8 protein-coding genes and 1 pseudogene are annotated in these 12,657 nt (G+C 66.7%); 5 read left to right on the top strand and 4 right to left on the bottom strand.

What is annotated here, in order from left to right; all coding sequences use genetic code 11:
* Positions 1 to 2 precede the first annotated feature (2 nt).
* Both Q5Z10_RS15530 and Q5Z10_RS15525 read left to right on the top strand, forming a co-directional pair.
* Positions 3 to 1,262: an ABC transporter permease gene (locus Q5Z10_RS15530; RefSeq protein ID WP_303636287.1), complete on the top strand. Its 1,260-nt coding sequence runs from the start codon at positions 3 to 5 to the stop codon at positions 1,260 to 1,262.
* Between the two features lie 78 nt (positions 1,263 to 1,340).
* Positions 1,341 to 3,641, top strand: coding sequence for a M20/M25/M40 family metallo-hydrolase (locus Q5Z10_RS15525; RefSeq protein WP_303636286.1), 2,301 nt, complete (start codon positions 1,341 to 1,343; stop codon positions 3,639 to 3,641).
* Positions 3,642 to 3,878: 237 nt separating this feature from the next.
* Here Q5Z10_RS15525 and Q5Z10_RS21445 read toward each other — a convergent pair.
* The 4 genes and pseudogenes from Q5Z10_RS21445 to trxA form a co-directional block, all read right to left on the bottom strand.
* Positions 3,879 to 4,004 (bottom strand): annotated as a pseudogene (locus Q5Z10_RS21445) (coiled-coil domain-containing protein); the annotation flags it as partial.
* A 167-nt stretch (positions 4,005 to 4,171) separates the two neighbouring features.
* Positions 4,172 to 5,806 carry a CHASE2 domain-containing protein gene (locus Q5Z10_RS15515; protein WP_303636285.1) on the bottom strand — a complete coding sequence of 545 codons (1,635 nt, stop codon included), beginning with the start codon at positions 5,804 to 5,806 and terminating at the stop codon, positions 4,172 to 4,174.
* Entirely contained in the window at positions 5,803 to 7,503 is a 1,701-nt protein-coding gene (locus Q5Z10_RS15510) for a FecR family protein (RefSeq protein ID WP_345783969.1), read from the bottom strand. The genes Q5Z10_RS15515 and Q5Z10_RS15510 overlap by 4 nt, the downstream gene beginning before the upstream one ends.
* A gap of 106 nt (positions 7,504 to 7,609) precedes the next feature.
* Entirely contained in the window at positions 7,610 to 8,467 is an 858-nt protein-coding gene (gene trxA, locus Q5Z10_RS15505; protein ID WP_303636283.1) for a thioredoxin, read from the bottom strand.
* 122 nt (positions 8,468 to 8,589) lie between these two features.
* Here trxA and Q5Z10_RS15500 point away from each other — a divergent pair, with 122 nt between their 5' ends.
* From Q5Z10_RS15500 to Q5Z10_RS15490, 3 genes are all read left to right on the top strand, one after another.
* Positions 8,590 to 9,192 carry a DUF998 domain-containing protein gene (locus Q5Z10_RS15500; RefSeq protein WP_303636282.1) on the top strand — a complete coding sequence of 201 codons (603 nt, stop codon included), beginning with the start codon at positions 8,590 to 8,592 and terminating at the stop codon, positions 9,190 to 9,192.
* 105 nt (positions 9,193 to 9,297) lie between these two features.
* Positions 9,298 to 11,940, top strand: a complete 2,643-nt coding sequence (gene leuS, locus Q5Z10_RS15495; protein WP_303636281.1) for a leucine--tRNA ligase — start codon at positions 9,298 to 9,300, stop codon at positions 11,938 to 11,940.
* 139 nt (positions 11,941 to 12,079) lie between these two features.
* Positions 12,080 to 12,655: an LPS-assembly lipoprotein LptE gene (locus Q5Z10_RS15490; protein ID WP_303636280.1), complete on the top strand. Its 576-nt coding sequence runs from the start codon at positions 12,080 to 12,082 to the stop codon at positions 12,653 to 12,655.
* Positions 12,656 to 12,657 lie beyond the last annotated feature (2 nt).

Genomic DNA, 12,657 nt, shown 5'->3' with positions numbered 1-12,657 from the left:
CCATGACTCTCCATCCAATTGTCTCCGCGCTTCGTCATCACAAGGCAGGCGCTCTTCTGATTGCCCTGCAGGTTGCGTTGACCCTGGCCATCGTGTGCAACGCGTTGTTCATCATTCGCGCCCGGTTCGACTCTATTTCTCGAGCTACCGGTATCGTTGAGAAGGACCTGCTCTTTGTGGCGTCGTCTTCCCCAAAGTCGGATATGAACACCGACGCAGGAAAAGAGGCCATCCGATCGTCAGTCGATAGCGATCTGATGGCCCTGCGCCAGCTTGCGGATGTCGAAGACGCCTACGAAACCAATTCGTTGCCCCTTACCGGCATGACATGGACACTGGGTTCAGGCCTGAGTACGGGCATGAATATTGAAACCCTCGTTTCCATGTACTGCGCCGATGAGCGCACGCTATCGACGCTTGGTCTGCAGCTGATCGCTGGCCGAAACTTCCAAAGCAACGAAGTGGGCAGCGGCAGCCTTTTCGACATCGTCCAGCCGTCTGTGATTATTGTTACCAAGGCGCTTGCTGACAGGCACTTCCCGCAAGGGGACGCGCTTGGCAAGCAGATATATTTCAGCAACGCGACCAAGGCGAGCACCATCGTCGGTATCGTCGATCGCCTCCAGAGCGCAGCGGCCAATGGATCTGCGGATGGCATGGTGTGGAGTTCGGCCTTGATCCCGCAGCGGCTGGTCGCTCCATCGCGATACTATGTCGTTCGCGCCAAGCCTGGTCGAGAAGCCGCTGCAACGAAGAGCGTGCTGGCAGCCCTGTATCTCCAGGATCCTGAGCGCGTGATCCCGGATGGATATTCAGGCGCGGATGCAGGAGTTCGCACCTTCGAGCAGATCAGGAGCGACGCGTATCGCAGCGATCGCCGGCTGTCACTGCTGATGGGCGGCATGAGCATCATCCTGCTCGCCGTGACCGGGGCCGGTGTCGCGGGCCTGTCCAGTTTCTGGGTCGGGCAGCGCCGACAGCAGATAGGTGTGCGCCGCGCACTGGGAGCGACGCGACGCAACATACTCAGTTATTTCCTTCTTGAGAATGCCCTCATCTGTGGTTCCGGCATCTTGGCTGGGGTATTGCTCGCATACGGCCTCAATCAATGGATGATGTCGCAGTTCGAACTGTCGAGGTTGTCGTCGGGGTATGTCCTGCTCGGTGCGGCGATGTTGTCGTTGTTGAGCCTGATGGCGGCTTTCGTGCCAGCGCTGCGCGCTTCGCAGGTTACGCCTGTCGAGGCCATTCGGTCGGCGTAGGTAACGCAGATTTATACATGTCAACACAGGCAGCGCTGGCGTATGTCGCTGGCGCAACGGCAATGTTAGGGGAACGGGATGTCTTCAAGTCTGGGAAAGGCGCGATCTCATTATTTCTTTGCAGCGGTTTTTCTGTTTCTCGCTATTGCATTCATCGCGTGGTGGCGGCTGCAACCGGTGGATCTGCCGCCGAAGGAACGCCAGGGAAATGACTTTCATGCGGTACGTGCACACGAGGTCCTGAAGGGGATCCTGGGAGACCAGCGCCCGCACCCGGTGGATAGCGCAGCAAATCGTGCGGTCGCTGATCGGATTACCGCTCAGTTGCGGGAGATCGGCTATCAGCCCCGCAGCGTGGAGGGTGTTTCGTGTAGCCAGAAGTCCCAGACCTGTGCGCGGGTACGGAACATTGTGGCGTCACTTGACGGTTCGGCTGACGGTAAGTCGGTCGTATTCAGTTCACACTACGATTCCGTCGGTGCAGGTCCAGGCGCAAGTGACGATGGAGCGGGCGTTGCGACGCTTCTTGAGATCGCGAGGCTGCTCAAGCAAGGCCCACCGGGCAGGAATCGAATCGTATTTCTCTTCAACGATGGTGAAGAAGCAGGGCTGCTCGGCGCCAGGTTGGTCGTAGAAGATCCTGAAGTACGAGACGCGGTTGCGGTCATCAATGCTGAAGCCCGCGGAACCTCCGGCCCGAGCGCCATGTTCGAGACCGGGGGGGGCAGTGGCTGGCTCGTCGATGCATTCTCGCGCAGTTCAAAGCGCCCACTCACCAACTCGCTTCTGAACACGCTGTACACGCTGCTCCCGAACGACACAGACCTGAGTGTGTTCAAGGCCAATGGCATGCAGGGCTTGAATTTCGCCTTCGGTGGTGACATTGGGAAATATCACACGCCACTGGACAATCTCGACCACATCGACCTGCGAAGCGTGCAGCAACAGGGCGATAACCTGTTTGGTTTGGCCAAGGCCCTGCGGGACGCGGACCTGAATCAGGTTGACTCGGCCGGGAACCCGCTTTACACGGATGTCATGGGGGCTGCGGTGGTCGGCGCACCCGCAATGTTGGCGCCCCTAGGTGCCATTGTCCTGCTGATTGCAATGGTGTTTGCAGCACGCCGAATCCGCAGGCACGTTCATTACAGTCTCAAGGACATGGTGCGAGGTGGGCTGGCACTTCCACTGGCCATCGTTGTCGGCGGTGCGACTGCCTATCTGCTCATGTTCGCCATGTCGATGGTGCACTCTTCGACCATTGCGTGGCACTCCGCGAGTGGAGCCAACAGGGTTGTGCTTTGGGCCTTCGTAGCGGTGACGGTGACGTTCTCGCTGCGTATCCTTGTGCGGCGTGCCGCTTCCACTGGCGTATGGGTCGGCCTGGGCTTTGCGTGGTTGATCTGCACTGCCCTCATCGCCATCGTGTTGCCGGGTGCAAGCTACCTCTTCCTGCTGCCCGGCATGGTACTGGTGGTGTGTGCGCTTGCCGCGCCGTTCGTGGTGGCTCGTGCAGGCCAGCATGGGTTGGGGGGGCTGGCCGTGGTGTCCGCGATGGGCTGCTTCCTGATCGTGCTGCCCCTGGTCTTCCTGTTCGAGATCATGCTGGGCTACAACGCAATTTACGGCACGCTGGGAGCCGGGATACTCATCTCGATGGCTTTCGCCTGGTTCGCGCCTCTGATGTGCCAGGAGCGGCTTCCTTCGTACCGGTATACGTTCGGTTCCTTGGCCGTGGCGGTTGTCCTGGCAGGATGGTTCTCCGTGCGGGCGCCGGCCTACACCGCAGATGCGCCGCAGCCCTTGAACCTGATTTACCTTCAGGGCGCAGGGGGCGACGCCCGCGTGGTGGTTGAGGCAAGTGGACGACGGCCACCTGTTGGGGTGCTTGAGAGCATGGGGCCTTCGACAACCCTTGCACAGGTTTTCCCGTGGACCTCAACACGCTTCTACGCAGCGCCGGTGCCGTCGGCAATGCTGCCCGATGCCACTGCCGCAGTGCTTGGCATCGAGTCAACAGACAAGGGAGGGCGCAGAATCACGGTGGAACTGCGAGCTGGGCCTTCGGTCACCGGGCTGGTGCTGGTGCTGCCAGCGACTGCGGCGCTGCGCTCGATCGACGTAAAGGATGGCCCCTCCGTGGAGTACTCCACGTCGGATGGAAGTCAGCACCATGCTTTCACTTGCCGCGGTGAGTCTTGCGATGGGACTCGGCTCGTGCTGGATGTCGCCGGGAAAGAGCCCATTCCTGTGACTTTGATACGGGTCTCTGCCGGATTGCCGGCGTCTCTTGAATCGGTGGCCCGACAGCGAGGACAGTTTGCCGTGCCGCAGAACAATGGTGACGAAAGCTGGGTATTGGGCGACACGCAGCTTTAAGCGTGAGGGATGCCACACGTTCTCCGGCAGAAGCTCCTGCGGGGCGTTGGTCTGGTCGTCTCACGTCAGTTCTGACCAGCCACCTGCCGCGTATCCTGCATCAGCCAGTTCGCGTTCTTTGGATGGCGCAGAAAATTCAGCGGGCTGGTGGTTGCCAGTCCCGCTGGGTTTCGAGGGTTGTAGATGGAAGACGTGCCGCGGAGTCAGGCGAGTGCCGTGCAGCTCGAGCATGGAGAGTGGAGCATAAGGGTGGGGCCGTTGCGCCCGCGCGGAGGCTTCCTGCGCAGTCACGCTCTTCCCTAGCGCGTCCAGCTCCTCGCAGGTGCGCAGCAATACCATGCGCTGCACATCGAGTTCTTCGCGATTGTTCCATGGCGTTGCGCGTCGTCGGAGTCTCCTTCCGGGGAAAGCATCACCCGACTGGCGCCCAAAGGCGCCGGATTCGAGCGCGGCGCGGCGAAACCACTGTGCCTGCGCACTTCGCGTGCGCATGGCGTATCCCGCAGCATCGCCGACAGGTCTGCCGGGCGCTACGGTCCGGGCGTGCCGCTGTCGATCACATAGCCATCGCGGCCGTTGTCCTTGGCTCGGTACAGCGCGTTGTCGGCACCTTCGACGAAGTGGTGGGGCTGCAGTTCGCCATCGGGTATGCGGGTGTAGATGCCGATGGTCAGGGTCACCCCCGCATCGGCGCCCTCGCCGGGGGGAGGCAGTGCGCGCACGCAGGCGATCAGGTCTTCGATCACCTGCTGCGCGCCCTCGGCCGGCGTGTCGGGCAGCACCAGCGCGAATTCGTCACCGCCGTAACGGGCGGCCATGTCGCGCGGGCGCCGTGCATGCGCCTGGATCAGGCGTGCGACGTCGCACAGCACGCGGTCGCCGACCTGGTGACCATGGCGGTCGTTGTGGTGCTTGAAGTGATCGACATCGATCAGCGCCAGGCTGAGTGGCTTGGCGCTGCGCCGCGCGGCATCGCATTCCTGCTGCAGCGCCTGCTCGAAGCGCAGGCGGTTGCCCAGGCCGGTCAGGGCATCGCGGTTGGCCTGGCGGTGCCAGGATGCTATCCGCCACGTGGCCCAGACCGTCAGCACGAGCACGATGCCCAGCAGCGCACTGGCCGGTGCCCACCACAGGCTGCCGGTGCGCAGCAGCAGCCAGCTCAGCAGCGGCGCGGCCGGCAGCGAGCACAGCGCCACCAGCCACGGCAGCCGCAGCCCGAGCAGCATCACGCACAACGCCACCAGCAGGCTGGCCAGCGCATCCTGCCACGCCCGCGGCAGCACCTGGATCTGCTTGCCCTGCAGCAGCATCGAGGCGATGTTGGCCTGGTACTCGCTGCCGCTCATCCAGTATTCGCGGGTGGTGGGGGTCAACAGGCGCGGAGCGATGCCGCTGGCGGTCATGCCCACCACGATGCGCCGGTCCTTCAGCATCGGCGCCTCCACGCGCCCGTCCAGCACATCGGCATAGGACACCTGCGGCAACCGTTCCGGCGGCCCGGCATAGCGCACCCGTACGTAATCGTCGCGGCGCCATTGATAGGGCGAATCCAGTTCCGGATCGGGATCGGGCAGGCCGCGGGTGCGCTCCGGCGGCAGGTCGGCCAGCGCCAGCCCGAGGGCCGGCCAGTGGGGTTGGCCGATGCCGGCACGCAGGTAGACACCGCGGGCCACGCCATCGCCATCGACTTCCACGTCACTGTGGCCGATCGCCGCCGCGCTGGCCGCGATCAGCGGGATCGGCAGCATTTCCTCGGCCATGCGGTCGCCGGCGGCGGGGGCGGCCAGCACCGGCAGCACCACCCGGCCATTGCGGCGGATGGCTGCGGCCAGCTCGGCATCCTGGCGCGCGTCGCGCCGGTCGGGCTCGGACAGCATGAGATCCAGCGCCACCCGCTCGGCGCCGGCATCGGTCAGGCGATCAAGCAGCCGTGCATGCACCGACCGCGGCCACGGCCACTGGCCGATCCGTTGCAGGCTGCCTTCGTCGATGGCAACGATCAGCACGCTGGGGTCGGGGCGGTAATCCCAGCTGCCGACCATCAGGTCGTACGCCGTTTCGTCCTGCCGCCACAGCCATTGGCCGTGGCTGACCACGGCGGTCGCCACGCCGGCCAGCAGGGCCAGCAGGATCCGTCGCGACCACGGCAGTGGCGACCGTCTCACAGCAGCAGCCACAGCAGCAGGGCACTGCCACCGGCGCCGTAGCACAGCCGGCACGGCAACCTGACCTGCTGGGCCGGCGAGAACGGGCCGGCATGGCCGTCGTCATCGATGTACTGCACGCGGATGTGCAGCGTGCCGCGCCAGGGGCGCTTGAAACTCACCTGCGGCTGGTCGACCGTGGCATCGACCAGCGGGGCGCTGAAATCGCCGCGGCGGTCGACCTGCACCCGGTAACGCTGGCCGTCGCTGCCGGCCTGCCAGCGCAGGGTCAGTTCACCATCGGCGGCCTCGGGTGGCTGCAGCGCGGGGTCCACCGGGTCATCGGTCAGCTGCAGCGGCAGCGCCTGGCCATACGGGCCCTGGTGGCCCTGCGCATCGCGCGAGGCGACGCGCCAGTAATACTGGCCGGCCGGCAGCGGGTCGCGCAGGCGCAGCTGGGTGTCGCTGCTGTCCTGCTCGCGCAGCGGCTGCAGGAACTGCGGTTCGTCGGCCACCTGCAGCACGCTGCTGCGGGCGCCGGGGGCCTGGCTCCACTGGAAGCGGGGGCGGTCGCTTTTGATGGCCTGGCCGTGCAGCGGGGCCACGGTCAGCGGCGGTGGCGGCTGGTCCCCCAGCACGAAATCCTCACTGGCATCGATGCCTTCCACGCCCTGCGCATCGACCGCGCGCAGCAGCAGGCGCAGCGCTCCCGGCGGCAGCTCGCCGATCACCAGCCGGGTATCGACGGTGGTGGTGGCAAACAGCAGGATTTCCGGCGTCGCAGCCTGCACCACCTCGATCCGGTAATGGTCGGCACCGGCCACCGGCTCCCAGCCGAGCACGGTCGGCAGGCTGCCCAGGCGGTTGCCCTCGGCGCGCAGGCGCGGTGCGGGCAGCAGCCCGGAAACCGCTGCGGGGGCCGCGTCGGCGCCCGCGCTGCGGCTGGCCTGGCCGGGCAGCACCACCTGCAGGCCATGCGGATTGCCGACCTGCACCTTGCCTTCCAGGACTTCGGTGGCGCCGGCATGGGCGTCATCGCCGGCGCTGACCCGGAACACCGTGCCGCGCACGCTGCTGGTGGCGGTGGGCGCATCGATGATGTAGCGCGAGGCCGGTCCGCGCGCCGGGGTGACCCGGTTGCTGGCGCGGCCCTGCTGCAGGCGCAGGCGGGTATCGACCATGCCGGTGCGGCCGTAGCGGCTGAGCTGGTCCAGGCGCAGCCGTGAGTGTTCGCGCAGCTGCAGCCGCGATGCATCGGCAAATTCAAGGGTGATGCTGGACTCGGCCTGGGTCTGGATCGCATCGCCGATGTGCAGCTGCTCGCCGGCGCGCACCGCGCGGGTGGCACTGCCATCGGCCGCGCTGAGCTCGACCTGGCCGCGCACCGCCAGCACCCGCGCCGGTGCCGGCTCGGTCCGCAACCAGCTGATCGGGAAGCGCAGCAGCTCGCCCGGCGGCAGCCGGTAGGGGTTGTCGATGCGGTTGTGCTGCTGCAGCTGCTGCCAGCGCACGCTGGGCTTGAGGTAGGCGCCGCCAAGGTCCCACAGGGTATCGCCGGGCCGGACCCGGTAGTTCCAGTCCTGCGCGCCGACCATTGCCGGCAGCAGGCACAGGGTATACAGCAGGATGCGCAGGAAACGCATGATGGAAGGAGAGAAACGGCCAACGGTCACGGAATGCTGTCCCGGCAATGCGGGGGCGCAGCTGCAAGACCCCATGGCCCCGACCTCATCCCCCCGAACGGATCGTGGCGGCCGTGCGGCCACCATCGCGGGCATTATTGCCCGCGTTCAGTGCAGGGATTCTGAACGGTACCGCCGCCGTTCAGAACAGCAGCGACGCCATGCGGCGGCGCGCGCGGCCCACCAGGTCCTCGTCGGTGATCACATTGAAGGCGTCGATGAGCGCCTTGCGCGGCAGCCCTTCCTGGAAACCGCGGTCGATCCGCAGCATCTCCAGGAACTGCTCCAGCGCGGCCTCGTCCTCGCCGGCCAGCAGCTGCTGGACGCCGCGCAGGTGGCGTGCCTGCAGGTCCTTGCCGTCGGCGGCGATGCGCGCTTCCAGCACGTCGGCCGCCGGGGCGTCCTTCAGGGCCGCCGCGAAGGCCAGGCGGGCGCGGCCGCGCACGGCGCGGTCATCGGTGGCCAGATTGGCCGGCAGCGCATCGATGAGGGTGCCGGCCTCGTCCACGCCGCCGATCTGCAGCAGGGCCAGGGCCAGGTCCAGTTTCAGTTCGTCCTTGTCCGGCTCGGCGGCGATCTGCGCACGCAGTACGTCCACCTGCGCCTGCGGGTCCAGCGGCGCCTCGTCCTCGACCAGGGTGTCGCCGACATCGGCCGGCACCACGCCATGCTGGGCCAGGAACTCGCGCAGCTGCCCTTCGGGAATGGCGCCGGGAAAACCGTCCACCAGCTGGCCATCCTTGACCAGGAACACGGTCGGCACCGACCGGATCTGGAACGCCGCCGCGATCTGCTGCTCCTTGTCGACATCGACCTTGGCCAGTTCGAACGCGCCGTTGTATTCACCGGCGAGCTTTTCCAGCATCGGGCCCAGGGTCTTGCACGGCCCGCACCAGGTCGCCCAGAAGTCCACCAGCACCGGGGTCTGCAGCGACTTCTGCAGGACGTCGGTCTCGAAGGTCGCGGTGGTGGCGTCGAATACGTACGTCGTCTCGCTCATGGGGGGCATCACCTGGCATCGGGAGACCGATTCTATGGTGACGATCGCGGCCGGTCTCAACCCGGGGTGCGGCAAATAGCTGACAATGCACGCTTCCTGCCGCCGTTGTTTCCGGAGCCTGCATGTCGTCCCTGTCCCCTCTGCTGCGCGGATCCGGCCTGATCGCCGCGCTGCTGTTCGTGCTGGCGGTGCTGGGGTTCGGCGCCGGCCTGGAGGGCTACGCGCAGGTCCGCCACCCGGTGGCACTGCTGGGTGCGCACGGGGTGCCGCATGCGCTGGCCTTCAATCTGCTCGGTTTCGTGCTGCCCGGCCTGCTGGCCGCAGTGACGGCCGAATGCCTGCGACGCGGGCTGCCGGCGCAGGCGGGCTGGGCGCCACGGGTCGGCAGCCAGATGCTGCTGCTGGCCGGCCTCGCGTTTGCCGCGATGGGCCTGTTGCCGCTGGATGTGGAGGATCTGCATGGGCCGGCCAGCCAGCTGCACGCCAGCGCGTGGATGGTCTGGGTGCTGGGCTTCGTGGCCGGCACCCTGCTGCTGGGCATCGCTGTGCTGCGCCAGGCGCACGGCCGCGCGCTGGGAGGGCTGGCCGTGGCCTGTGGTGTGCTGGCCGCATTGGCCGCCTTTGCCCTGCAGGGCGTACTGCCCGCCCCGCTGGCGCAGCGGCTGGCATTCGCCTGCTGGACGCTGTGGCTGGCCGCCGCGCTGCCACTGTCGCGACAGCGCTGAGACGGCGCCCGGGGGAGGGCGGCGCCCCCGGCCGGTGGGCAGGATTGGAGACGTTTGCCGCACTGCGGTACGCTGTACCGCTTTGCCGCCGCATCCGCGTGTTCCATGACCAGCGCTGAAACCAACGCCTACGACCCGCAGCAGGTTGAATCCGCCGCCCAGCAGTACTGGGACGCCACCCGTGCCTTCGAGGTCGACGAGACCTCGGACAAGCCGAAGTACTACTGCCTGTCGATGCTTCCGTACCCGTCCGGTGCGCTGCACATGGGCCACGTGCGCAACTACACGATCGGTGACGTGATCAGCCGCTACAAGCGCATGACCGGCCACAACGTGCTGCAGCCGATGGGCTGGGACGCGTTCGGCCTGCCGGCGGAAAATGCTGCGATCAAGAACAAGACCGCGCCGGCGGCCTGGACCTACAAGAACATCGAGCACATGCGCGGCCAGTTCAAGGCCATGGGCTATGCCGTTGACTGGTCGCGCGAGTTCGCCACCTGCCGTCCGGACTACTACGTCCACGAGCAGCGCATGTTCACCCGCCTGATGCGCAAGGGCCTGGCCTACCGTCGCAACGCGGTGGTGAACTGGGACCCGGTCGATCAGACCGTGCTGGCCAACGAGCAGGTCATCGACGGCCGTGGCTGGCGTTCCGGCGCGCTGGTGGAGAAGCGCGAGATCCCGCAGTGGTTCCTGCGCATCACCGACTACGCCCAGGAGCTGCTGGACGGCCTGGACGAGCTGGACGGCTGGCCGGAATCGGTCAAGACCATGCAGCGCAACTGGATCGGCCGTTCCGAGGGCCTGGAAATCCAGTTCGACGTGCGCGATGTCGACGGCACCGCGCTGGATCCGCTGCGCGTGTTCACCACCCGCCCCGATACGGTGATGGGCGTGACCTTCGTGTCGATCGCCGCCGAACATCCGCTGGCGCTGCATGCGGCGAAGAACAACCCGGAACTGGCCGCGATGCTGGCCGACCTGAAGCAGGGCGGCGTGTCCGAGGCGGAACTGGAAACCCAGGAAAAGCGCGGCATGGACACCGGCCTGCGTGCCGTCCATCCGGTTACCGGCGAGCAGGTGCCGGTGTGGGTCGCCAACTTCGTGCTGATGGGCTACGGCACCGGCGCGGTGATGGCCGTACCCGGCCACGACCAGCGCGACAACGAGGTGGCCAACAAGTATGGCCTGCCGATCGTGCAGGTCATCGCGCTGAAGGACCCGCGCAACGAGGACGAGCGCAGCTGGGACGGCACCCGCTGGCAGGACTGGTACAGCGACAAGAGCCGCCAGACCGAACTGGTCAACTCGGCCGAGTTCGACGGCCTGGACTTCCAGGGTGCCTTCGAGGCGCTGGCCGAACGTTTCGAGCGCAAGGCCCAGGGCCAGCGCCGCGTCAATTACCGCCTGCGCGACTGGGGCGTGAGCCGCCAGCGCTACTGGGGCTGCCCGATTCCGGTGATCTACTGCGGAAAGTGCGGTGCAGTGCCGGTGCCGGAAGAACAGCTGCCGGTGGTGCTGCCGGAGGACGTGGCGTTCGCCGGCACCGGTTCGCCGATCAAGACCGATCCGGAATGGCGCAAGACCACCTGCCCGGAATGCGGCGGCGCGGCCGAGCGCGAGACCGACACCTTCGACACCTTCATGGAGTCGAGCTGGTACTACGCCCGCTACACCTCGCCCGGTGCCCGTGATGCGGTGGACAAGCGCGGCAACTACTGGCTGCCGGTCGACCAGTACATCGGCGGCATCGAGCACGCGATCCTGCACCTGATGTATTTCCGCTTCTACCACAAGCTGCTGCGCGACGCGCGGATGGTGGACAGCAACGAGCCGGCGCGCAACCTGCTGTGCCAGGGCATGGTGATCGCAGAGACCTACTACCGGCCGAACCCGGATGGCTCGAAGGACTGGATCAACCCGGCCGACGTGGAAGTGCAGCGCGACGAGCGCGGCCGCATCACCGGCGCCACCCTGATTGCCGACGGCCAGCCGGTGGTGGTCGGTGGCACCGAGAAGATGTCCAAGTCGAAGAACAACGGCGTGGACCCGCAGGCGATGGTCGACAAGTACGGCGCCGACACCGTGCGCCTGTTCTCGATGTTCGCCGCGCCGCCCGAGCAGTCGCTGGAGTGGAACGAGGCCGGCGTGGATGGCATGGCGCGCTTCCTGCGCCGTTTGTGGGCGCAGGTGCAGAAGCATGCTGCCGACGGTGCCGCCCCGGCGCTGGACGTGGCGGCACTGGATGCCAACCAGAAGGCGCTGCGCCGCAAGACCCACGAAACCATCGGCAAGGTCGGCGACGACTACGGCCGCCGCCACAGCTTCAATACCGCCATTGCCGCGGTGATGGAACTGATGAACGCGCTGGCCAGGTTCGAGGATGGCAGTGACCAGGGGCGCGCAGTGCGCCAGGAAGCGCTGCAGGCCATCGTGCTGCTGCTCAACCCGATCACTCCGCACGCCAGCCATGCGCTGTGGCAGGTGCTGGGCCATGGCGAGACGCTGCTGGAAGACCAGCCGTTCCCGCAGGCCGACAGCAGCGCGCTGGTGCGCGATGCGCTGACCCTGGCCGTGCAGGTCAACGGCAAGCTGCGTGGCACCATCGACGTCGCCGCCGATGCTGCGCGCGACCAGGTGGAAGCACTGGCACAGGCCGAGCCGAATGCGGCCAGGTTCCTGGAAGGGCTGACGGTGCGCAAGATCATCATCGTCCCCGGCAAGATCGTGAACATCGTCGCTGCCTGATGTACCCGGCACCGGCCGCCCTGGTGGCGGCCGGTGCGTTGTCGCCACGCCCGGCCTGTCCGGCCGATGGCCCTGCGTTCACGCGGCCTCGGGCACGCTGTCTGTTGCCGTGATCGCCCGGCTCCGCCAGACTGTCTCCATGACCCGAATCCTGCTTGCCCTCGTCCTTGCCCTCGGCCTCGCCGGCTGTGGTTTCCACCTGCGCAACAAGCTGATGCTGCCGAGCAATACGGCACCGGTGAAGGTGGTGTCCACCGCACCGTACAGCGAACTGGTCAAGCTCTTGAACCGCAGCCTGCTGGCATCCGGTGCGAAGCTGGCCGACGAGGACAGCACCGGGCCCACCACCCAGCTGCAGGTCCTGTCCGAGCGCTGGGGCGACCTGCCCATCGCCATCGACTCGCAGGGCCGTGCGCAGGAGTACAGCCTGCGCTATGCGGTGATCTTCATCTTCCGTCGCGAAGACGGCACCGAACTGGTGCCGCAGCAGGTGATCGAACTGTCGCGCGACTACGTGTCGCCGCCGACCGACGCCACCGGTACCACCACCGAGCGCGAGATCCTGGCGGACGAACTGCGCCGCGAAATGTCCGCCTCGATCATCCGTCGCATCGACAGCGTGGTGCGCGCCGAACTTGAGAAGGGTGGCAGCCTTGTGGCCCCGAAGCCGGCACAGCCGGCGGCAGCCGGGCCCGCGCCTGCCGTCGAGAAGTGAGC

This window comes from Stenotrophomonas sp. 704A1 (genome assembly GCF_030549525.1).
GTDB lineage: Bacteria > Pseudomonadota > Gammaproteobacteria > Xanthomonadales > Xanthomonadaceae > Stenotrophomonas > Stenotrophomonas tuberculopleuritidis.
The sequence above is the reverse complement of the archived record's forward strand: the minus strand, read 5'-3'. Positions and strand labels throughout refer to the sequence as shown.